The organism is Stenotrophomonas sp. Ps181 (assembly GCF_025697425.1).
Taxonomy (GTDB): domain Bacteria; phylum Pseudomonadota; class Gammaproteobacteria; order Xanthomonadales; family Xanthomonadaceae; genus Stenotrophomonas; species Stenotrophomonas sepilia.
Genome location: NZ_JAHWBI010000001.1, coordinates 212,809 through 233,288 on the forward strand (window position 1 = coordinate 212,809; position 20,480 = coordinate 233,288).

Annotated in this window: 20 protein-coding genes; 8 read left to right on the forward strand and 12 right to left on the reverse strand. The window is 66.5% G+C overall.

The features are described from left to right. Positions 1-33: 33 nt before the first annotated feature. Positions 34-1,788, reverse strand: a complete 1,755-nt coding sequence (locus KXV01_RS01060; RefSeq protein ID WP_099495255.1) for an oligopeptide:H+ symporter — start codon at positions 1,786-1,788, stop codon at positions 34-36. A gap of 79 nt (positions 1,789-1,867) precedes the next feature. Then, complete coding sequence (locus KXV01_RS01065; protein WP_099495256.1) at positions 1,868-3,016, reverse strand: heparan-alpha-glucosaminide N-acetyltransferase domain-containing protein; 1,149 nt, start codon at positions 3,014-3,016, stop codon at positions 1,868-1,870. A gap of 199 nt (positions 3,017-3,215) precedes the next feature. Between KXV01_RS01065 and KXV01_RS01070 the strand changes: the two genes are divergently transcribed. The 3 genes from KXV01_RS01070 (at position 3,216) to KXV01_RS01080 (ending at position 8,852) form a co-directional block, all read left to right on the forward strand. Beyond that, positions 3,216-5,180, forward strand: a complete 1,965-nt coding sequence (locus KXV01_RS01070; RefSeq protein ID WP_069139069.1) for an oligopeptide transporter, OPT family — start codon at positions 3,216-3,218, stop codon at positions 5,178-5,180. 208 nt (positions 5,181-5,388) lie between these two features. Next, entirely contained in the window at positions 5,389-7,467 is a 2,079-nt protein-coding gene (locus KXV01_RS01075) for a S9 family peptidase (protein WP_099495257.1), read from the forward strand. A 140-nt stretch (positions 7,468-7,607) separates the two neighbouring features. Beyond that, on the forward strand, positions 7,608-8,852 hold the full coding sequence (locus KXV01_RS01080; RefSeq protein ID WP_099495269.1) for a DUF819 family protein: 1,245 nt from the start codon (positions 7,608-7,610) through the stop codon (positions 8,850-8,852). Between the two features lie 226 nt (positions 8,853-9,078). Here the strand turns inward: KXV01_RS01080 and KXV01_RS01085 are convergent, their stop codons facing one another. Genes KXV01_RS01085 through KXV01_RS01105 form a run of 5 tightly spaced genes read right to left on the reverse strand, consistent with a single transcriptional unit; the run spans position 9,079 to position 12,100 of the window. Beyond that, positions 9,079-9,558: a hypothetical protein gene (locus KXV01_RS01085; protein WP_099495258.1), complete on the reverse strand. Its 480-nt coding sequence runs from the start codon at positions 9,556-9,558 to the stop codon at positions 9,079-9,081. A 46-nt stretch (positions 9,559-9,604) separates the two neighbouring features. Beyond that, positions 9,605-9,865: a cell division topological specificity factor MinE gene (gene minE, locus KXV01_RS01090; RefSeq protein WP_005408532.1), complete on the reverse strand. Its 261-nt coding sequence runs from the start codon at positions 9,863-9,865 to the stop codon at positions 9,605-9,607. Between the two features lie 2 nt (positions 9,866-9,867). Then, a complete protein-coding gene (gene minD / locus KXV01_RS01095; RefSeq protein ID WP_006424120.1) occupies positions 9,868-10,677 on the reverse strand; it encodes a septum site-determining protein MinD in 810 nt (269 codons plus the stop codon). Between the two features lie 35 nt (positions 10,678-10,712). Next, positions 10,713-11,558 carry a septum site-determining protein MinC gene (gene minC / locus KXV01_RS01100; protein WP_049413254.1) on the reverse strand — a complete coding sequence of 282 codons (846 nt, stop codon included), beginning with the start codon at positions 11,556-11,558 and terminating at the stop codon, positions 10,713-10,715. Continuing rightward, positions 11,504-12,100 carry a GNAT family N-acetyltransferase gene (locus KXV01_RS01105; protein WP_005415684.1) on the reverse strand — a complete coding sequence of 199 codons (597 nt, stop codon included), beginning with the start codon at positions 12,098-12,100 and terminating at the stop codon, positions 11,504-11,506. Before KXV01_RS01105 ends, minC begins: the two co-directional genes overlap by 55 nt. Positions 12,101-12,251: 151 nt before the next feature. Between KXV01_RS01105 and KXV01_RS01110 the strand changes: the two genes are divergently transcribed. The 4 genes from KXV01_RS01110 (at position 12,252) to KXV01_RS01125 (ending at position 15,874) form a co-directional block, all read left to right on the forward strand. Beyond that, entirely contained in the window at positions 12,252-13,448 is a 1,197-nt protein-coding gene (locus KXV01_RS01110) for a sensor histidine kinase (protein ID WP_049413252.1), read from the forward strand. Continuing rightward, entirely contained in the window at positions 13,448-14,089 is a 642-nt protein-coding gene (locus tag KXV01_RS01115; RefSeq protein WP_006424175.1) for a response regulator transcription factor, read from the forward strand. The genes KXV01_RS01110 and KXV01_RS01115 overlap by 1 nt, the downstream gene beginning before the upstream one ends. A 235-nt stretch (positions 14,090-14,324) precedes the next feature. Then, positions 14,325-15,398, forward strand: coding sequence for an SRPBCC family protein (locus KXV01_RS01120; RefSeq protein ID WP_005415686.1), 1,074 nt, complete (start codon positions 14,325-14,327; stop codon positions 15,396-15,398). 104 nt (positions 15,399-15,502) lie between these two features. Then, the gene (locus tag KXV01_RS01125; RefSeq protein WP_019659313.1) at positions 15,503-15,874 is read left to right on the forward strand and encodes a DUF423 domain-containing protein; all 372 of its coding nucleotides are present in this window, start codon (positions 15,503-15,505) and stop codon (positions 15,872-15,874) included. Between the two features lie 395 nt (positions 15,875-16,269). Here the strand turns inward: KXV01_RS01125 and KXV01_RS01130 are convergent, their stop codons facing one another. Genes KXV01_RS01130 through KXV01_RS01150 form a run of 5 tightly spaced genes read right to left on the reverse strand, consistent with a single transcriptional unit; the run spans position 16,270 to position 18,968 of the window. Further along, positions 16,270-17,079, reverse strand: a complete 810-nt coding sequence (locus tag KXV01_RS01130; protein WP_164282888.1) for a M15 family metallopeptidase — start codon at positions 17,077-17,079, stop codon at positions 16,270-16,272. Between the two features lie 9 nt (positions 17,080-17,088). Continuing rightward, positions 17,089-17,682 (reverse strand): PH domain-containing protein, encoded by a 594-nt coding sequence (locus KXV01_RS01135; RefSeq protein ID WP_164282886.1) that lies wholly within the window; start codon positions 17,680-17,682, stop codon positions 17,089-17,091. A gap of 3 nt (positions 17,683-17,685) precedes the next feature. Then, on the reverse strand, positions 17,686-17,865 hold the full coding sequence (locus KXV01_RS01140) for a DUF4177 domain-containing protein (RefSeq protein WP_049414924.1): 180 nt from the start codon (positions 17,863-17,865) through the stop codon (positions 17,686-17,688). Next, a complete protein-coding gene (locus KXV01_RS01145; RefSeq protein ID WP_049414918.1) occupies positions 17,862-18,041 on the reverse strand; it encodes a hypothetical protein in 180 nt (59 codons plus the stop codon). The genes KXV01_RS01140 and KXV01_RS01145 overlap by 4 nt, the downstream gene beginning before the upstream one ends. A gap of 45 nt (positions 18,042-18,086) precedes the next feature. After that, positions 18,087-18,968 carry an SPFH domain-containing protein gene (locus tag KXV01_RS01150; RefSeq protein WP_164282885.1) on the reverse strand — a complete coding sequence of 294 codons (882 nt, stop codon included), beginning with the start codon at positions 18,966-18,968 and terminating at the stop codon, positions 18,087-18,089. A 137-nt stretch (positions 18,969-19,105) separates the two neighbouring features. Between KXV01_RS01150 and purT the strand changes: the two genes are divergently transcribed. Then, positions 19,106-20,293: a formate-dependent phosphoribosylglycinamide formyltransferase gene (purT, locus tag KXV01_RS01155; protein ID WP_099495263.1), complete on the forward strand. Its 1,188-nt coding sequence runs from the start codon at positions 19,106-19,108 to the stop codon at positions 20,291-20,293. The last annotated feature ends 187 nt before the right edge of the window (positions 20,294-20,480 follow it).

Genomic DNA, 20,480 nt, shown 5'->3' on the forward strand with positions numbered 1-20,480 from the left:
TTCCGCCGCCCTGGTTTTCCGCAGGCGCGGGGTTTACTTCACCCCGTGCATCATCTTCTTCAGCAGCGGTGCGGCGATGAAGGCCGCCAGTGCGCAACCAAGGCCGATCCACATCAGCAGCCAGAACAGGTGCGCATAGGCGCCGGCGGCAGCCACCATGTCCAGCGATTCGCCTTCCGGCACCTCGATCGCGGCCAGCTTGCCGAACAGCGCCGCCAGCGTTTCCGAGAACGCGGTGGCCAGGAACCAGGTGCCCATCATCAGGCTCATCACCCGCGGCACGGCCAGCTGGGTCACCGCCGACAGGCCGACCGGCGACAGGCACATCTCGCCGCTGGCCAGCAGGAAGTAGGCCAGCACCAGCCACCACACGCTGGCCATCTCGCCGGTGGCGCCCACCTGCTGCGCCGCCAGTGCCAGCGGCACGAACGACAGCGCGCCGATCACCAGGCCCCAGGCCGACTTGACCGGCTTGCCCGGTTCCCAGCCGCGGCGGTCCAACCAGGTCCACAGCGCGGCGAAGGCCGGTGCCAGCAGCACCAGGAACAGGCCGCCGAGGTAGGTGAGCGAACCTGCGGTCTGCGGGATCACCAGGCAGTCGCGCACCAGCAGCACCAGCATCAGCACGACAATGGCGGCGAAGAACGCGCGCGGTGCGGCCGAACCCGGGCGCCGTTCCGACAGGCGCGCGCTGACCACGAAGCCCAGCGGTGCCAGCAGCAGCGAGAGGATGGACCACGGCAGCGGCGTGCCGCCGGTGATCACCAGCGAGGGCACGATGTCCTTGGTCAGCAGGCGGTCGGTGAAGGTCACCCACGAGCCGTAGGACTGCTCGTACATCGTGAAGAACACCAGTGCCATGAAGATCAGCACCATCAGCGCGATCATCTGCTGGCGCTGCACCGGCGTGCATTTCGTGCCGGTGAACCAGGCGAACCAGACCAGCACGCCGCCCAGCACCACCAGCATCAGCATCAGCGCCAGGCTGATTTCACCGCCCAGCGCGAACGCGCCGTTGCCCGCGGCCCACATCAGCCACGCCACCGGCAGCACACCGAGCACCGCGCACAGATAGATGAGCCATTCGCGTGGCAGGCCCAGCACCTTCTGCTTCAGCGCGGCCGGTTGCGGTGGTTCGGCGTGGCCCTGCAGGTACTTCTGGCCCCACAGGAACATCGCCAGGCCGGCCAGCATGCCGATACCGGCGGCGCCGAACCCGTACTTCCAGCCGTAGGCCTCGCCGAGGAAGCCGCACACCAGCGACGAGAACAGCGCGCCCAGGTTGATGCCGGCGTAGAACAGCGAGAAGCCCGAGTCGCGACGCGGGTCGTCCTTGGCGTACAGCTTGCCGACGATGGTGGAGATGTTCGGCTTCAGGAAGCCGACACCCATGATGATCAGCGCCAGCGACAGGTAGGTCACTGCGAGTGCGGAGGTGTCGCGCACCACTTCGCCATTCACCCGGTACGCGGCGTGGCCCTCGAAGGCCATGCCGAGGTGGCCCAGCACCAGCAGGATGCCGCCGAACAGCACCGCCCGGCGCATGCCCAGCCAGCGGTCGGCCAGCATGCCGCCGAACACCGGGATGCAGTACACCAGGCCGCCGTAGGCGCCGAGCAGGTCCAGGCCGGCCTTGTCGCCGAACAGGTGGTACTTGGTCAGGTACAGCAGCAGCAGCGCCTTCATGCCGTAGAAGGAGAAGCGCTCCCACATTTCGGTGAAGAAGCAGACGTAGACGCCCTTGGGATGGCCCAGGAAGTCGTCGGAAGCGATAGCGGTGGAATTCATCGCGGAATTATAGGCCTGTGGCCTGATCCGCTTTCAGTAGGTCCACGCCATGCGTGGATTGCCGGACTGGCCTGGGCGATCACAGGTATCGCAACCACGGAAGATCGCGCCTTCGCGCTTTGAACCGCGCGAAGGCCCGCGTCGGCGGATACAGCACCACTGCCAGTACACAGGCCACCAGCAGCAGGCCGCTGACCGAATCCAGGGCATACAACCCGCCATGGGTCGGCCCCCAGGCCGCCAGCGCTGCCAGGTACAGCCCCTTCAGCACATACAGGTGCAGCAGGTAGAAGAACATCGGTGCGGCGCCGATATCGGCCAGTGGGCGTAGCGCGCGCGCAAGTGGTGGCCATTCGTAAAGGCGCAGCAGCACCAGGCCAGCGCCGAGGGTCAGCAGCAGGAACTGCAGCGACGGCGGGTATTTGGTGACGTTGAAGATGCTCAGCCACGTGCGCAGCGTAGTGGTCTGGTACGACCAGGGAGCATCCCCATACTGGTTGGCGAACCGCAGCAATGCGAACAGGGCCAGCGCGCCGAAGCCTATCCACAGCAGCCAGCGCTGGCGCTGCTCCGGTGCGCGCTCGCGGGCGAACCAGGACCCCATCAGATAACCCAGTGCGATCACCCCGATCCACGGCAGCACCGGATAGGAGGTGCGCAGGCGCAGCGCGCCGGCCTCGATCCAGTCGCGCTGGTGCAGCACTTTCCACAGCACCGCCAGCAGGCCATTGCCTTGCACCCGCACGCCGTCGAACAGGTTGTGCCCGGCCACCACCGCGATTGCCAGCACCGGCAGCGCCGGGCGTGGCAGCCAAAGCAGCCCGGCCAGCGCGATCATGCTCAGCCCGATGGCCCAGATCACCTGCAGGTACAGCGTGTCCGGCGGCAGCTGGAAGGTCCAGGCGAAGTTCACCAGGGTCAGTTCCAGCACCACCAGGAACAGCCCGCGCTTGAGCAGGAAGGCGGCCGTGGCCCGGCGCGGATCCGCCTGGCGCTGGCCGTACAGCCAGGCCGACAGGCCGGTCAACAGGACGAACACGGGCGCGCACAGGTGGGCCAGCAGTCGGCACGCGAACAGGGCGGGGGAGACCGTCGCTGCGTCCATCGGGTCGCTCACCTGATGCTGCAGGAAGAAGGTCTCGCGCACGTGGTCCAGCAGCATCAACAGCATGACGGTGCCGCGCAGCTGGTCGATGGAGGCCAGGCGAGAGGAGGGGGAAGGGGGCATGCGATGCGGAAGCTACAGGGTAGTATTAAGATATAACATATCAATTGAGGTGATCCCAGCCGGACTTTGCCGTGTCTGCCGATTCCGGCTTCACGCACAGCCTCATTGCGCTGTGGCGGCTGCCCCATCCTTTGGCACGCTGGACTTGATCTGCCCTGAACGCTAGCGTGGCAGGGATTTTTTGCCAGCAGGGGCTTCCATGAACCACGACGCTGCGCCCAAGCAGCTCACCTTCCGCGCAGTGGCCCTGGCCATCGTGCTGGCGGTGGTGCTGTCGGCCGCCAACGCCTACCTCGGCCTGTTCGCAGGCCTGACCATCGCCACCGCCATTCCCGCCGCGGTGATTTCCATGGGCGTGCTGCGCCTGCTGGGCGGTGGTTCCATCCTCGAGAACAACATCGTGCAGACCGGCGCCTCGGCCGGCTCGTCGATCGCCGCCGGTGTGATCTTCACCATCCCGGCGCTGGTGATCATGGGCTACTGGCCGGACTTCAAGTACTGGTGGGTGCTGGGCATCGCCGGCCTGGGCGGCCTGCTGGGCGTGCTGTTCTCGGTGCCGCTGCGCCGTTCGATGATCGTTGAAGACCCGCTGCCGTTCCCGGAAGGCAAGGCGGCGGCGGAAGTGCTCAAGGCCGGTGAGAACCCGGGTCCGGGCCTGAAGATCCTCGGCCTGTCGGCGGTGATCGGCGCCTTCGTCAAGCTGGCTGCGGAAAGCGGCATGCGCCTGATCCCGGACGCCTGGGCCACCTCGGCCTATGTCGGCAGCTCCAAGGTCACCGCCTTCATCGGCACCAACCTGTCGCCGGCGCTGCTGGGCGTGGGCTACATCGTCGGCCTCAACGTCGGCATCGTGGTGGTGTCCGGTTCGATCCTGACCTGGCACATCGCCATTCCGATCTACCAGGCATTCTTCATGAACACCGATCCGGCGCTGGCCGCGTCGGTCGCCGCAGCTTCCTCCACCGAGGCCGCGTTCGCCATCTGGGGCGCGAAGATGCGCTACTTGGGCGTTGGTGCGATGCTGATCGGTGGCATCTGGACCCTGATCTCGCTGCGCAAGTCGCTGCTCAACGGCGTCAAGAGCGGCTTTGCCGCGGCCCGCAAGAGTGGCGGCCCGGTGCTGGCGCATACCGAGCGCGACCTGCCGATGAAGTGGATGCTGGTCGCCCTGGTGGCGTTCGTGCTGCCGCTGCTGGCCCTGTATCAGGCCATCGTCGGCCAGTGGCACGTGTCGATCCCGATGACCCTCATCATGATCGTCGCCGGCTTCCTGTTCGTCTCGGTCTCGGCCTACCTGGCCGGCCTGATCGGTTCGTCCAACAACCCGGTCTCGGGCATCACCATCTCCACCATCCTGTTCGCCTCGGCCGTGCTGGTCGTGCTGCTGGGCGCTGACGGCCTCAAGCCGGTCGGTGCCGGCGGTGCGCCGCTGGGTGCGGTGGCCGCGATCATGATCGGTGCGGTGGTGTGCTGTGCCGCTGCGGTCGGTGGTGACAACCTGCAGGACCTCAAGGCCGGTTACATCGTCGGTGCCACCCCGTGGAAGCAGCAGCTGATGCTGGGCATCGGTGCGTTCTCGTGCGCGCTGATCATGGCCCCGGTACTGAACCTGCTGGCCACTGCCTACGGCATCGGCGTGAAGTCCGAGCTGCACCCGAACGCGCTGGCTGCGCCGCAGGCCAACCTGATGGCCTCGGTGGCCAAGGGCCTGTTCGGTGGTGAACTGCCGTGGACCTTCATCGGCATCGGTGCTGTGGTCGGTGCCGTCATCATCGCCTTCGACAGCTGGCTGAAGTCGCGCAACGCGCGCTTCCGCGTGCCGGTGCTGGCTGCCGCCATCGGCATCTACCTGCCGCTGGAACTGATGGTGCCGATCTTCCTCGGCGGCCTGATCGCCCATCTGGTCGAGCGCTTCCACAAGGTGCGCGCCGATGACGAAGAAGGCCGCGACCGCGTGCACAAGCCGGGCGTGCTGTTTGCCGCCGGCCTGATCACCGGTGAGGCACTGATGGGCATCGCCATCGCGATTCCGATCGTGGTCAGCAGCCGTGCCGACGTGCTGGCGGTGCCGTTCCACCTGCCGGGTGCACAGTGGATCGGCCTGGCCGTGCTGTTCTTGGTCGGCTGGCTGATCTACCGCACCGGCAAGTACGCCAAGGCGTAAAAGGCGGGTAGTGCCGGCCGCTGGCCGGCAATCCCGCAATCCCGTGATACCCCTGGTTGCCGGCCAGCGGCCGGCACTACCGCAAAACCCCGCTTCGGCGGGGTTTGCTGTTTCTGGCGATTGCCCGCCTGCAGCCATGACCGATGGCCTTGGCAGCCCCGGCCATGCGGGCCTACCATCGGTTTTTTGCCGTCCTGCGGAGACCCCGATGAAACTGCGTCATGCCCTGCTGCCATTGAGCCTGCTGGCCGCCCTGCCCAGCGTCGCCGCTGCCCGTGGCCTGGAAGTCCGCGACATGGTCGCCATGGACCGCGTCTCCGCGCCGGTACTGACCGCAGACGGCGGCACCGTGGTGTTCGCCAAGCGCAGCGTGGATGCCAATCTGAAAGCCTCCACCGCGCTGTACGCGCGCAACCTGCGCACCCGCGACGCAGCGCCGCCGAAGCAGATCACCCCGGCCGGCTGGAACGTCAATTCCGCTTCGCTGTCGGCCGATGGCCAGACCGTGTATTTCCTCAGTGCCAGGAACGGCAGCCAGCAGCTGTACGCGCAGCCGATCAGCGGCGGCACCCCGCGCCAGCTGACCGACTTCCCGGTCGACGTGGACAGCTACCGTGTGTCGCCGCAGGACGACCGCGTGTTGTTCAGCGCCGGCGTGTTCCAGGCCTGCGCCTCGGACCTGGCCTGCACCGAGAAGAAGCTCAAGGACGTGGCCGGCGCCAAGGCCAGCGGCAAGGTCTTCGATTCGCTGTTCGTGCGCCATTGGGATACCTGGAACGACGGTCGCCGCAACACCCTGTTCGTCGCTCCGCTGCCGGCAGCCAAGGCCGGCGCGGTCAAGGGCGCTTCGGCGCTGAGCGCGACCATCGTTGGTGATGCGCCGTCCAAGCCGTTCGGCGGCAATGACGACTTCGTTTGGTCGCCGGACGGCGCCAGCGTGGTGGCCAGCATCCGCGTGGCCGGCAAGCAGGAGCCGTGGTCGACCAACTTCGACCTGTACCGCTTCGACGCTGCCGGCAAGCAGGCGCCGGTCAACCTGACCGCCTCCAACCCGGCCTGGGATGCCGGCCCGGTGTTCAGTGCCGACGGCAAGACGCTGTTCTACCGCGCGATGAAGCGCCCGGGCTTCGAGGCCGACCGCTTCGGCCTGATGGCGATGGACGTTGCCAGCGGCAAGACCCGCGAGATTGCCCCGCAGTGGGATCGTTCGGCCGGTGGCATCACCCTGTCCGCCGACGGCGCCAGCATCTACACCACTGCCGATGACCTCGGCGAACACCCGCTGTTCCAGATCGACGTGGCCAGCGGCAAGGCCACCAAGCTGATCGGCGACGGCAGCGTGACCGCAGTCGACGTGGCCGGCAACAGCGTGGCGATCACCCGCAACAGCCTGAAGAGCAACGACCAGGTGCTGGTTGGCCTGCTGCCGGCCACGGGCGAAGCCATCGGCGAACTGCGCGCGCTGACCCCGGCCGCAGGCGAGGTGCTGAAGGACGTGTCCTTCGGCGACTACGAGCAGTTCGAGTTCAAGGGCTGGAACAACGACACCGTGCACGGCTACGTGGTCAAGCCGCACAACTACCAGGAAGGCAAGTCCTACCCGGTGGCGTTCCTGATCCACGGCGGCCCGCAGGGCAGCTTCGGCAATGGCTGGAGCTATCGCTGGAACCCGCAGACCTACGCGGGCCAGGGCTACGCGGTGGTGATGATCGACTTCCACGGCTCCACCGGCTATGGCCAGGCATTCACCGATGCGATCAGCCAGCACTGGGGCGACCGCCCGCTGGAAGACCTGCAGAAGGGCTGGGATGCGGCGCTGAAGAAGTACGCCTTCCTCAACGGTGACAAGGCCTGCGCGCTGGGCGCCAGCTACGGCGGCTTCATGGTCAACTGGATCGCCGGCAACTGGAACGGCCCGTTCAAGTGCCTGGTCAACCACGACGGCGTGTTCGACCAGCGCATGATGGGCTACGCCACCGAAGAACTGTGGTTCACTGAGTGGGAGCAGGGCGGCACGCCGTACCAGAAGGCCGCCAACTACGAGAAGTTCAATCCGGTCAACCACGTGGCGGACTGGAAGAAGCCGATCCTGGTCATCCACGGCCAGCAGGATTTCCGCATTCCGGTCGAGCAGGGCCTGGCCGCGTTCACCGCCGCCCAGCGCCAGGGCATCGAATCGAAGTTCCTGTATTTCCCGGATGAAAACCACTGGGTGCTGAAGCCGAACAACAGCATCCTGTGGCATGACACCGTCAATGCCTGGCTGAAGCAGCACATCGGCAATTGATGATTGCAGCGCCGCCCTTCGGGGCGGCGCTTTTGTTTCACCATCTGCTTTACCGGTGGGTGCCGACCGTTGGTCGGCACACCTTCCTGATCTGCCGCCAACAGCAGCCGGCCAGCGGCCGGCTCTACCAGAGCGCCTGCATGCCTTCGACTGCCCTGATCCAGAACGACATCGTCGTCTTCGGTTTGATCGCCGCCACCCTTGGCGCCGTGTTCTGGACCGCCTCGCGGGAGCACGGCCTGTGGAAGCGCTTCTACACCTTCGTGCCGGCACTGCTGCTGTGTTACCTGATTCCCGGCATCTACAACACTGTGGGCCTGATCGACGGGCAGAACACCCGGCTCTACAACCCGATCGCGCGCGACATCCTGCTGCCGGCGGCGCTGATCCTGCTGACCCTTGCGGTCGACATCAAGGGCATCCTGCGGCTCGGCCCGAAGCTGGTGCTGATGTACCTGGGTGCCTCGGCCAGCATCATGCTCGGTGCGGTGGTGGCGTTCCTGCTGATGCGTGCCGTGCATCCGGAAACCGTGGCCGGCGACACCTGGGCCGGCATGGCCGCGCTGGCAGGCAGCTGGATCGGTGGCGGCGCCAACATGCTGGCGATGCGTGAAGTGTTCGACGTCAATGCGACCACCTTCGGACAGTTCGCGGTGGTCGACGTGGGGGTCGGCTACGTATGGATGGCCGCGTTGATCTTCCTGGCCGGGCGCGCGGCGAAGATCGACGCTCGCAGTGGCGCCGATACCTCGGCCATCGATGAGCTGAAGGAGCGCATCGCGCGCTTCCAGGCCGAACACGAGCGCATTCCCAGCCTCACCGACCTGATGCTGATCGTGGCGGTGGCCTTCGGCGGTGTCGGCCTGGCTCACGCCATTGGCGCACCGCTGGCGGCGTGGTTCAAGGCGAATGTCAGCTGGGCTGCGCAGTTCAGCCTGGACGCGCCGTTCGTGTGGGTGGTGGTGCTGTCGACCACGCTCGGCCTCAGCCTCAGTTTCACCCGTGCGCGCAACCTGGAAGGCGCGGGCGCATCGCGCCTGGGCTCGCTGCTGCTGTACTTCCTGATCGCCTGCATCGGCATGCAGATGGATCTGCTGGCGCTGCTGGATCGCCCGTGGCTGTTCCTGCTGGGCATCATCTGGATCAGCGTGCACATCGTGCTGCTGTGGTGCCTGGGCAAGCTGCTGAAGGTGCCGTTCTTCTATTTCGCCATCGGTTCGCAGTCGAACATCGGTGGCCCAGCCTCGGCGCCGGTGGTGGCCGCGGCGTTCCATCCTGCCCTGGCGCCGGTCGGCGTGCTGCTGGGGACGATGGGCTATGCCACCGGCACGTACCTGGCCTACATCGTCGGCATCACCTTGCGGACGCTGGCCGGGCAGGGCTGATGGGGGAGTGCCGGCTGCTGGCCGGCAACCTCATGAACCCGTGAAGCATCACCTGGTTGCCGGCCAGCGGCCGGCACTACCGATGCGTTACGCGACCGGCAATCCGCGTTCGATCAACCACGCCTTCGCGTCTTCGGCGTCCTGTTCAAACCGCGCCGAGTGAAAAGAGGGGCGCCGCAAGGTCCGGCGCGTCGCCACGCGCCCGTGGCCAACCGCGCGCGCGGCTTTACGCCACCGGCAAGCCGCGTTCGACCAGCCACGCCTTCGCGTCTTCGGCATCCTGCTCGAACCACGCTTTCGTAGATCCCAGCCGATACGTATACCCCCACGCATCCATGTCGGCCATCAGCCGCTGGCTGCCGACACCGGGCAGCTGCCCGGCCAGCACGATCTGCAGGTAGCAGGTCGCGTCTTCCTCGGCCACCGAGTCGGTGGCATCGGTGTGCACCTGCGCACGCCGCTCCGGCGGCAGTACGATCAGGTGGCAGGCCTCATGCAGCATCGAGTGCACGGGCGTGTCATCGCGCACGTATACGTTGCTGGCGATGATGCCGGCCTCTGGCTCGCCCCAGTAACTGCCGGGAATCGGTTCGCCGGGCGCCACGTGGTGCAGCCGAAGGCCATGCGCGGCGAGCAGGCGCTGCGCGTCGGCGAAGGCGATGTCGCCCACGCAGGTGATGTCCACGGCGGTTGTCGTATCGGTCATGCGGGTCAGGCAGCCCCGCCCATGCAGGCACGGGCGGGGCAGGGGATCAGGGTTTGTCCGGGCCTTCGGGCAGCGCCACGGAAATGTCCAGCACGTCGTGCTGGCCATCCTTTACCAGGTCGACCTTCACCGCATCGACGTCGATGTTCACGTACTTCTTGATCACTTCCAGCAGCTCGCGCTGCAGCAGCGGCAGGTAGTCCGGGCCACCACGGTGGCTGCGTTCCTGCGCGATGATGATCTGCAGGCGGTTCTTGGCGGTTTCGGCGGTGGTCTTCTTCGCTTTGAGGAAATCAAACAGGCCCATGCTTACCCTCCGAACAGCTTGCTGAAGAAGCCCTTCTTCTCGACGTTGGTGAAGCGCATCGGGCGTTCTTCGCCGAGGATGCGCGCGACGGCGTCTTCATAGGCCTGGCCGGCAGCGGATTCGACATCCAGGATGACCGGCTCGCCCTTGTTGGAGGCGTTGAGCACGTCGCCCGATTCCGGAATCACGCCGATCGCCTTCAGGCCGAGCACTTCCTCGACGTCGGCGATGCTCAGCATCTCGCCGCTTTCCACGCGCACCGGGGTGTAGCGGGTCAGCAGCAGGAAGGCCGGCACGTCCTGCCCGGACTCGGCCTTGTGGGTCTTCGAGTCGAGCAGGCCGATGATGCGGTCGGAGTCGCGCACCGACGACACTTCCGGGTTCACCACCACCACCGCGCGGTCGGCGAAGTACATCGCCAGGAAGGCGCCCTTCTCGATGCCGGCCGGGGAGTCGCAGATGATGTAGTCGAAGCCGTCGGCAGCCAGGTCCTTCAGGACCTTGCCCACGCCTTCCTGGGTCAGCGCGTCCTTGTCGCGGGTCTGCGAGGCGGCCAGCACGTACAGGTTGTCGAAGCGCTTGTCCTTGATCAGGGCCTGCTTGAGGGTGGCTTCGCCGTGCACGACGTTGACGAAGTCATACACCACGCGGCGTTCGCAGCCCATGATCAGGTCAAGGTTGCGCAGGCCGACGTCGAAGTCGATCACCGCCACCTTCTTGCCGCGCCGCGCCAGGCCGCAGGCCAGGCTCGCGCTGGAAGTGGTCTTGCCGACGCCGCCCTTGCCGGAGGTGACTACGATGATTTCAGCCAAAGGACTTCTCCTGATGATTCTGTTTGGGGGCTGCGTCAGTCCAGCGCAGCGATCTTGATCTGGTCCTGTTCCAGCCACACCTGCACGGCCTTGCCGCGCAGGTTGTCCGGGACATCGTCCAGTACCTTGTAGTGGCCTGCAATGGCGACCAGTTCCGCATGGAAATCACGGCAGAAAATACGTGCCGCAGTGTTGCCCTGGGCCCCTGCCAGCGCGCGGCCGCGCAGGGTCCCGTAGATATGGATGCTGCCATCGGCGATGACCTCGGCGCCGGCGCCGACGGTGGCCATCACGGTCAGGTCGCAGTTTTCCGCGTACAGCTGCTGGCCCGAACGGACGTTGCCCAGCTGCATGCGGCCCGGCTTTGGTGCAGCCGCGTCGGCCACCTTGGCCACCGGCGTTGCCGGGGCCGGCTTCGGTTCGGCACGGGCTGCGCGGCGCGGCTCCGGTGCGGGCGGTGGCGGGGCCGGCTCGGCCTCGGCACGCTCGTACTGCGCGCGGAACTTGGCCAGCAACGGCAGGCCGAGCTGCTGCGAGAGCAGGTCGATCGCGCTGGTGCCATAGGCCAGCGCCACCGGCAGCACGCCGGCGCTGCGCAGGCCATCGACCAGCGCCTGCGCGGTGGCCACATCCGGCACCTGGCTCAGGCCGCCGAAGTCGAGGATCACTGCGGCGCGGCCGAACAGCTTCGGGGCGCGGGTCACGCGCTCGCGCATTTCCTGCACGAGGCGTTCGACATCAAGGGTACGGATGCGCAGGTTGGCGATGCCCACCTGGCCGATCTTCAGTTCACCGGCCTGTTCGTAATCGAAATTCACCGCCACGCTCAGGTCCCCGTCGGCCGCTGTGCCTGCGCCGGCAGCTGCCGTGCGCGTGTCCATGCCACATCCGGCAGCTTGCCGCCGTAGGTCTCCTTGACCCAGGGGTAGCTGCACAGTTCCTTGGCCAGCATGCTGGCGCGCACATCGACCTGCGGCATCGTGTTCTGGCCCAGCTCGCGGAAGCCGAAGCTGCCGTGGAAGAGCAGGGCGGCATCGGCGCCATGGTCGAGGAAGACTTCGCAGGTCATCTGCGGGTAGCGCAGCTCGGCGAAGCTCTGTGCGTCGGCATAGAACGCACGGCCGACGCCGCCGCCACGACGGCGGCTGGCGACCACGATGCGGTCGATATAGAAGAACGGGGTGTCCAGCTGCTGCTTGAACCAGGCGAAATTGCTGCTGTCGTGCTGGCTGTCGCTGCCAAAGCCGATCAGGAAGCCGGCCAGGTTGCCGTCGCGCTCGGCGACGCGGAAGTATTCAGCGGTTTCATAGAACAGGCGCAGGCGGGCCGCATCCAGGGGAAGGATGGCCAGGCCAGCATTGTTGTTCAAAGCCAGGACGGAATCGAGCTCGTGCTCGCGCACGTCGCGGATGACAATCGACATTGTGACTCCGTGGGGTAACGCGGTTGGTCCATCAAGGGACCCTGCGCACGATTATTGCATGCCCGGGGTGGGCTGCGGCATGAACAGGCGACCGCAGAGGCATGACTTCCGTGGGAGTGCGCGACGCAGGCCGGGCCCGTAGAGTGCTGGCATGTTGGGAGTCCTCAGCCATACCCGCGTCCTCCGCCTGGCCGGCCTGTTCACCTGGGTCATGGTCGGCCTGCCGCTGGCGTACTCGCAGTTCGAGAACCTGCACAGCCGTGCTGACATGGGCGGCTGGGCGATCCTGCTGTTCGTCGCCTACCTGTCCTTCGGCACGGCCTACTACTGGTTGACCCGCATCCTGCGCAGCGACAGCCACACCAGCTGGCTGGACCGCGGCCTGCTGCTGTTGCTGACGGTCTCGGCGCTGGCGGTCAGCTTCCTCAGCGGGTCGGGCCTGGGCAGCATCCTGATGATGGTGGCCGCGGGGGTCATTCCGTGGATGCTGTCGGTACGGCTGGGGGTGCTGTGGCTGCTGGTCAGCCAGCTGGCCGTGGCTCCGGTCTATTACCTGCTGCTGCGCTTCCCGCTGTTCGAAGCGGTGATGCAGTCGCTGCTGTACGGCGGCTTCTCCATGTTCATCTTCGTGACCAGCCTGGTTGCGCGTCAGCAGACCGAGGCCCGCGACGAGCAGCGCCGGCTCAATTCAGAGCTGCGCGCCACCCGCGCCCTGCTGGCCGAGAGCGCGCGGGTCAACGAGCGCACCCGCATTTCACGCGAACTGCATGACCTGCTGGGCCACCAGCTGACCGCGCTGACCCTGAACCTGGAGGTCGCCGGGCACCTGGCCGAGGGCCAGGCCCTGGATCACGTGAAGCGCTCGCACGCGCTGGCCAAGCTGCTGCTGGGCAACGTGCGCGAGGTGGTGAGCCAGCTGCGCGAGACCGGCGCGATCGATCTGGCCGCAGCGCTGCGCCCGCTGACCGAGAACGTGCCCTCGCTGGACATCCAGCTGGAGATCGAGGATCCGCTGAACGTGGAGGACCCGCAGCGGGCCCACGTACTGCTGCGCTGCACCCAGGAGATCATCACCAATGCGGTGCGCCATGCCAGTGCCCGCCACCTGTGGATCAAGGTGTACCGTGAAGCCCCCGACCGGGTGGTGGTCGAGGCCCGCGACGACGGCGTCGGTGCGGATATGGTCAATGTGGGCAATGGCTTGCGCGGCATGCGCGAGCGCCTGCAACAATGTGGTGGCCAGCTGCAGATCGAAACCCGCCCCGGTGAGGGTTTCCGGCTGCGGGCGACGGTGCCGGCAACGGTGCTGGTGGCGGCCCTTACCAAGGTTCCTGAAGGAGTGCGTTGATGATTCGCGTCTGCCTGGTCGACGACCAAACCCTGGTGCGGCAGGGAATCCGCTCCCTGCTGGCGCTCGACGACGGCATCGAGGTGGTGGCCGAGGCCGGCGACGGCCGGCAGGCGGTCGAGCTGATTCCCCAGGTACGCCCCGACGTGGTGCTGATGGACATGCGCATGCCGGTGATGTCGGGGCTGGAGGCCCTGCAGGTGCTGTCGCGGCAGGAACAGCTGCCGCCGACCATCATCCTCACCACCTTCGACGACGACCAGCTGGTGCTGGCCGGGCTCAAGGCCGGTGCCAAGGGCTACCTGCTCAAGGACGTCACCCTGGCACAGCTGGTCGGTGCCATCCGCACCGTGGCCGACGGGGGATCGCTGGTGCAGCCGGCGGTCACCCAGCGCCTGCTGTCCGGCCTGGAGCACATGCGCAATGAATTCGTCAGCCTCGACCGCCCGGACCCGCTGACCGACCGCGAGACCGAGATCCTGCGGCTGATGGCCAGTGGCTTCTCCAACAAGGAGATCGCCAATTCGCTGGGCGTCGCCGAGGGCACCATCAAGAACCACGTGTCCAACATCCTTTCCAAGCTGGGTGTGCGCGACCGTACGCGTGCCGTATTGAAGGCGTTCGAACTCCAGCTGGTCTGAGAAAAAATCTTTCAAGTACAAGGACTTGGGTCGTAGTCGGGGGGTTTCGCCAAGGTTGCCCCCTACTTGCCGGGTAGCGGTATGCGTTACCCTTCGAATCCTTTGTCCATACAAATACGCAGCCGGCAGGGAAACCGGTGCGCCAATCCCGATAAACAATGCCCGCGAAGCCTGCTAGGATTGGCGCTTCGCTTCAATCAACCCGGCCGTGGGATCGGCCCCGGAGACTCTCTGAATGACCCGTATTATCGAGTTCCTGATCGCCTTGGGGATCGTGGCTGGCCTGTTCGTCATCATTGGCGTATGTCTGCCGGGCGAGCGTCACATCACCGAAAGCATCGAGACCAACCGCAAGATGACGATCGTGTACGACACGGTCAGCAGCCTGCGCCGCTTCAAGGACTGGAACCCGCTGGTACTGCGCGATCCCGCCGTTGACCTGAAGCTGTCCGGCCCGGCCTCGGGTGTCGGTGCCACCCTCGACTTCACCTCCAAGGACCTGGGTACCGGTTCCTGGAAGATCACCGAAGCCGAAGAGAACAAGCGTGTTGTGATCGCCATCGAGGACGCCACCAAGGGTCACGACAAGGTCACCACCTTCAACCTGGAGCCGACCGGCAAGGGCGGTCGCAACGTCAAGATCACCCAGGACTACTCGGTGAAGTACGGCTTCGACCTGTTCGGCCGTTACGCCGGCCTGTATGTCAGCCGCCAGATCGGCGACGACATCAAGATGGGTCTGTCGCGCATGGCCAACATGCTCGCCACCGTGCCGAACGTGGACTACCGCACGCCGGAAGCCCCGCTGACCGACCTGGCCATCGTTGAAGTGCCGGCCGAGAACCTGCTGGTGGTCAACGCCGGCAACGTGGACCGCGGTCAGGACACCATCACCAAGTCCATCAAGGACAACCAGGAGTGGATCAAGCGCGTGATGGAGGCCAATGGCCTTGAAGCTGCCGGTCCGTTCCGCATCATCACCACCGACTTCGGCCAGGAGAAGTACGCCTTCGACATCGCCCAGCCGGTGAAGAAGAAGGGTGCTGAAGGTGCTGCTGCCGACGAGCTGACCGTCAAGATCGACGGCGGCGCTCCGGTCAAGTACGTGCACGTTGCTCCGCACCGTTCGGCGCATGCGGCCTACACCGGCCACATGGCGGGTCTGGACGTGGCGCGCAACGGCCTGCGTGCCTGGGCCGTGACCTCGGGCAACGAAGTCATCGACCGTCCGTACGAAACCTGGAAGGACGGCATCGACAAGTCGTTCACCCCGGAAGGTACCTACGACATCTACTGGGCCGTCAAGTAATCCCCGGCTGACCCATGTAGTGTTGGACACGAAAACGCGCCGCTCATTGCGGCGCGTTTTTTTTCATCCGGCGCCCGGCAAGGGGCGCTGCGCAAGGAGCCCTCATGTTCAATCTGGAACGTCGCGCACGTAAGCCATCCCTGCTGGCCTGCCTGGGAGCGCTGTTGGCCGCCGCCTCGATCGGCCTGTCTGCCTATGCATCGCATGGCGTGGCCGACCCGTTGGCGCAGCAGCATCTGAACATGGCGGCGCTGTATGCGTTCGCGCATGGCGCGGTGCTGGTGGCGCTTGGGCCGCGCGCGCAGGGGGCGATCGCACACCTGGCGCTGTACGTACTGCTGCTGGGTGTCCTGCTGTTTTCCGGCAGCCTGGTGGGTGGGGCGTTGTGGCAGTGGCCGACGCGGATGGCGCCGATCGGTGGCACCAGCATGATGGCCGGGTGGGTATTGCTGGCGATCAATGCGTTGAGGCGGTGACGGTCGCAGGGCTGTCGCTCCGATCCATGCCGATGCGATCGTGATGGTTCATGGGCGTTACTTTTCTTTTCGCGCGAAAAGAAAAGTAACCAAAAGAAACGCGCCGCCGGCCGCGAGCCGGTGCTGTGCACCGGTCCCCTGCGCTCCTCGGCCCGTCGAGGGGCGGTGCGGGAACTCGCTGCGCTCAGACACCCGCACCTCTTCGCCCTCGCCGGACCTGCGGTGCTCGGCTCGCTTGAAGGCGGACCCAACAGCCGCGCGCTGATCCCTTATAGAGGCTTCGAGCGAAGCGACCGGCTTCTGTCTTTGCCTTCTTGTTCCATCTCGTGGTGGGCGCGCGCGGAATCCGCCCGGACAGCCCCATGGATTTCGCCTTCCAACCGCCACGGAGGGGCTCAGCCGTTGGCCGGTCTCCAGCACCAGTGCCAGGGTTCGTAGACGATGCCGTGCGGGTTGTCACGCGGGTAGCTCAACCGGAAGCCGTGCCCAGCGGCATGGGCCTGCAGCCAGGCGAACGCGTCGGTGGCTTCAAATGATTCCTCGGCCGGGGCATCGCCCGGCGTGCCGATGTCCAGCGCGTGGCCGCTGTGGTGTTCACTGAACCCCGGCGCGGCATTCACCTTCAGGATCTCCGTCACGCTCAGCCCGCGTGCCAGCTTCCGTTCGAAGATGCCCAACTGGTAGGCATGGCTGCGGAAGCCGGAGATTGCATCCAGTGCGATGCCATCCTGCGCGGCGTGCAGGCGCATCCGTCGCCAGCCCTGCGCGGCGCCACGGCGCAGCCACAACGGGCGGCCGAAGCGGTCGCGGCCAGCGAAGTGCAGCAGGCACGGTTCCGGTTCCAGCGGCAGGCCACTGTCGTCGGCATAGCGCTGCGCATCCAGGCCGAGCTGCCGCAGGCGCTGCTGCAGCCCGGCCAGCGGCAGCCACTGTTCCTGCAGTGCAGCGCCGAACGGACGTGCCGTCGTTGCATCCAGCAGCGCCAGTGCGTCCTCGACCCCGGGCTCGCGCGGCAGGTGCGGCACCAGCGAATGCACGCCATGCGATGTCACCGCGGCCAGGTAGCGGCCATCGTGCTTGCGCCGCAGCACCCAGCGCGCCTGCGACAACAGGCGTGCATCCAGGTTGCTGCGTGCACGCAGCAGGCCGGCCGGCCACAACTCGATGGCTTCGGTATTGATCAGCAGGGGCGGGCGTCGTTGCATCGGCGCAGCTTACTGCCGTGGCGCCGGCGCGGCCACCTTGCGCAGTGCGTCCAGCAGCACCTGTGGCCGGTCCAGGCTGAGCAGCAGGGTGCTGCCGTCGTTGACCGGCAGGGCGAGAACGCGCATGCGGTCGGTGACCAGGGCGAAACCCCTGCCGCCGCCCTGCAGGCGAAAGTGGCCGGAATAGAAGCCCGGCATTGCATAGCCGTTGGTCTTGAAGCGGATGCCATAGCGGGGGTCACGCTGCAGGTCGACCACCTCGGCCTGGTCCAGCCGCAACTGCGCCACCGGAACGCGGCGGCGGTACATCGTCGAGCGAACGTCCAGCACGCCGTCGGCCAGTTCCACCCGGCGGCGGAAGAACGCCGCGCCCAGACCGACGCCGAGCGCGGCGATCAGCAGCAGGCTCCAGGCGGCGCTGCCGCCCATCCGGAACCAGGGCGGCGACAGCGTTACTTCGATCCAGGGGGTACTGGCCGGCGCCTTGTACAGCTGCGCATACAGGCAGGCCACGAAGGCGGCGAGCAGGGACAGCACGATCCACAGCACGCGCAACGGCGAGCTCTCGGTCACCTTGTACTGTTTCGGATCGCTGGCGCCCATGGCTCAGGCCTCCTTCTTGAACACCAGCATCGCCGGGCACATCGGTGCGGGGATGATGATGTTGACCAGCTCCCAGCCCAGTTGGCCCTGGCGGCTCAGTTCGCTCTGGATGTCCTCGGCCTTGAGCAGGCCCATCATGGACGTCTTGACCTCGATCGTCTGGTAGCTCCAACGCTTGCTCATTCCTTGTCCTCCGGCGATGGCGCAGGTTTCGGCAGGCGGCCTGCCTTGCGCAGGGCGTCGCGCAGCACGTACTCGATCTGCGCGTTGAGGCTGCGCAGCTCGTCGTCAGCCCAGCGCTGCGCGGCGGCCAGGACGTCGGCATTGATGCGCAGCGGGTAGGCTTTCTTCTCACTCATGCGAGCTCCTGGCGGGGCGGTGGGGCGCCCCGTCGCGAGGGTGGTTCAGTACAGCGAACCGGCGTTGACGATCGGCTGGGTGCCGCGGTCCGAGCACAGCACGGTCAGCAGGTTGCTGACCATGTGCGCCTTGCGTTCCTCATCCAGCTGCACCACGCCGTTCTTCTGCAGTTCGGCCAGGGCCATTTCAACCATGCCGACCGCACCGGCCACGATGCGCGTACGTGCGGCGATCACTGCGTTGGCCTGCTGCCGCTGCAGCATCGCCTGGGCGATTTCGGCGGCGTAGGCGAGGTGGCTGATGCGTGCATCGATCACCTGCACGCCGGCGTCGGCCAGACGCTCGGCCAGCTCGTTCTTCAGGTGCTGGGAAATCTCGCTGGCGTGGCTGCGCAGGGCCAGCTGGCCCTCCTCGTGCTGGTCGTAGGGATAGCTGGTAGCCATCGCGCGCAACGCCGATTCGGACTGGATGTGCACGAAGCTCTCGTAGTCGTCCACGTTGTAGACGGCCTCGGAGGCATCGACCACCTGCCAGACGATGACCGCGGCGATCTCGATCGGGCTGCCGTCCAGCTCGTTGACCTTCAGCTTGCCGCTCTCGAAGTTGCGCACGCGCTGGCTGACCCGGCGCTTGGCATAGAAGGGGTTGTTCCAGCGCAGGCCGTTGTCCTTGACGGTGCCGACGTACTTGCCGAACAGGCTCAGCACCGCCGCCTGGTTGGGCTGGATGGTGTACAGGCCGGCCAGGATGAACACGCCCAGGCCCCCCAGCAGCGCACCCAGCAGCATAAGCAGCAGGTTGGGCGAGCCGGTGCTGGCCTTGGCGGCCACGCCCAGTACGAACAGGGCAGCGCCGGCGAGGGCGACGAGCAGGGCACCGGCCAGCGTGCCGAGGCCGTTGAGGGAGGCGAGCGACTTCTCTTTCATGGCGGTACGTCCTTGAGGGTTCGAATTTAAGATATCAAAGTGATATCACTTCTCGACGACCGTTCGTCGGATGCCATGGCCAGGGTGCGCGGGCAGCTAGAATGCCCACCCGCCTTCACATCGCTGCTGGAACCGCCATGGCCAAGCTTGGAACCCCGCTGTCCCCCTCCGCCACCCGCGTGCTGCTGCTGGGCTCGGGCGAACTCGGCAAGGAGGTGGCCATCGAGCTGCAGCGGCTGGGCGTAGAGGTGATTGCCGCCGACCGCTATGCCGATGCCCCGGCCATGCAGGTCGCGCACCGCTCGCACGTGATCGACATGCTCGATGCGATGGCGCTGCGCGCGCTGATCGCGCAGGAGCAGCCGCACCTGGTGGTGCCGGAGATCGAGGCCATCCACACCGAGACCCTGGTCCAGCTGGAGCAGGAGCAGGGCCTGCGGGTGATCCCGACTGCGCGCGCCGCACGCCTGACCATGGATCGCGAAGGCATCCGCCGCCTGGCCGCCGAAACCCTGGGCCTGCCGACCTCGCCGTACCGCTTCGTCGATACCGAGGCCGAGTACCGTGCTGCCGTGGCCGCCATCGGCCTGCCGTGCGTAGTCAAGCCGGTGATGTCGTCCTCCGGCAAGGGCCAGAGCACCCTGCGCAGCGAAGCGGACATCGCCCCGGCCTGGGACTACGCGCAGACCGGTGGCCGCGCCGGTGCCGGTCGCTGCATCGTCGAGGGCTTCATCGATTTCGATTACGAGATCACCCTGCTGACCGTGCGCCATGCCGGCGGCACCTCGTTCTGCGCGCCGATCGGCCACCTGCAGAAGGATGGCGATTACCGCGAAAGCTGGCAGCCGCAGCCGATGTCGAGCGCGGCACTGGCGCGTGCCGAAGAGATTTCGCGCGCGATCACCGACGACCTCGGCGGCTGGGGCCTGTTCGGCGTCGAGCTGTTCGTGAAGGGCGACGAGGTGTGGTTCAGCGAAGTGTCGCCGCGCCCGCACGATACCGGCCTGGTGACCCTGGTTTCGCAGGAACTGAGCGAGTTCGCGCTGCACGCGCGCGCGATCCTCGGCCTGCCGATTCCGGTGATCCGCCAGAGCGGCCCGTCGGCGTCGTGTGCGCTGTTGGCACACGGCGAGGGCGTGCCGTACTTCAACAATGTCGCCGCCGCGCTGCAGGTGCCGGATACTGCCGTGCGCCTGTTCGGCAAGCCGAGCGTGCATGGCCACCGCCGCGTCGGCGTGACCCTGGCGCGCGCGGAAACCGTCGAAGAAGCACGCGCCATCGCGCGTGATGCCGCCGAAGTCATCGGCGTCGAGCTGCGCCCGTAAAAAAGGAGCGACGACCAACGGTCGTCGCCTACCGAAACCCGGTGGGTACCGACCGTTGGTCGGTACAGATTTCTGTGCGGTAGCGCCAGGCTGCACCCGACGGCTTGCCATGAACTGTGTAAGTCTTCTGTAGAGCCGAGCCCACGCTCGGCTGCTTTTCCATGTGACGCTTTCAGCCCGACAATGG

What these genes read in the sequence shown, in the direction of transcription:
- KXV01_RS01150 (WP_164282885.1), bottom strand. Translation starts at nt 18,968, where the DNA reads ATGAAAGAGAAGTCGCTCGCCTCCCTCAACGGCCTCGGCACGCTGGCC.
- minC (WP_049413254.1), bottom strand. Translation starts at nt 11,558, where the DNA reads ATGGACACGCGCACGGCAGCTGCCGGCGCAGGCACAGCGGCCGACGGG.
- KXV01_RS01135 (WP_164282886.1), bottom strand. Translation starts at nt 17,682, where the DNA reads ATGGGCGCCAGCGATCCGAAACAGTACAAGGTGACCGAGAGCTCGCCG.
- KXV01_RS01105 (WP_005415684.1), bottom strand. Translation starts at nt 12,100, where the DNA reads ATGTCGATTGTCATCCGCGACGTGCGCGAGCACGAGCTCGATTCCGTC.
- KXV01_RS01060 (WP_099495255.1), bottom strand. Translation starts at nt 1,788, where the DNA reads ATGAATTCCACCGCTATCGCTTCCGACGACTTCCTGGGCCATCCCAAG.
- KXV01_RS01110 (WP_049413252.1), top strand. Translation starts at nt 12,252, where the DNA reads ATGTTGGGAGTCCTCAGCCATACCCGCGTCCTCCGCCTGGCCGGCCTG.
- KXV01_RS01130 (WP_164282888.1), bottom strand. Translation starts at nt 17,079, where the DNA reads ATGCAACGACGCCCGCCCCTGCTGATCAATACCGAAGCCATCGAGTTG.
- KXV01_RS01125 (WP_019659313.1), top strand. Translation starts at nt 15,503, where the DNA reads ATGTTCAATCTGGAACGTCGCGCACGTAAGCCATCCCTGCTGGCCTGC.
- KXV01_RS01115 (WP_006424175.1), top strand. Translation starts at nt 13,448, where the DNA reads ATGATTCGCGTCTGCCTGGTCGACGACCAAACCCTGGTGCGGCAGGGA.
- KXV01_RS01145 (WP_049414918.1), bottom strand. Translation starts at nt 18,041, where the DNA reads ATGAGTGAGAAGAAAGCCTACCCGCTGCGCATCAATGCCGACGTCCTG.
- KXV01_RS01085 (WP_099495258.1), bottom strand. Translation starts at nt 9,558, where the DNA reads ATGACCGATACGACAACCGCCGTGGACATCACCTGCGTGGGCGACATC.
- KXV01_RS01075 (WP_099495257.1), top strand. Translation starts at nt 5,389, where the DNA reads ATGAAACTGCGTCATGCCCTGCTGCCATTGAGCCTGCTGGCCGCCCTG.
- KXV01_RS01070 (WP_069139069.1), top strand. Translation starts at nt 3,216, where the DNA reads ATGAACCACGACGCTGCGCCCAAGCAGCTCACCTTCCGCGCAGTGGCC.
- KXV01_RS01120 (WP_005415686.1), top strand. Translation starts at nt 14,325, where the DNA reads ATGACCCGTATTATCGAGTTCCTGATCGCCTTGGGGATCGTGGCTGGC.
- minE (WP_005408532.1), bottom strand. Translation starts at nt 9,865, where the DNA reads ATGGGCCTGTTTGATTTCCTCAAAGCGAAGAAGACCACCGCCGAAACC.
- KXV01_RS01140 (WP_049414924.1), bottom strand. Translation starts at nt 17,865, where the DNA reads ATGAGCAAGCGTTGGAGCTACCAGACGATCGAGGTCAAGACGTCCATG.
- purT (WP_099495263.1), top strand. Translation starts at nt 19,106, where the DNA reads ATGGCCAAGCTTGGAACCCCGCTGTCCCCCTCCGCCACCCGCGTGCTG.
- KXV01_RS01080 (WP_099495269.1), top strand. Translation starts at nt 7,608, where the DNA reads ATGCCTTCGACTGCCCTGATCCAGAACGACATCGTCGTCTTCGGTTTG.
- KXV01_RS01065 (WP_099495256.1), bottom strand. Translation starts at nt 3,016, where the DNA reads ATGCCCCCTTCCCCCTCCTCTCGCCTGGCCTCCATCGACCAGCTGCGC.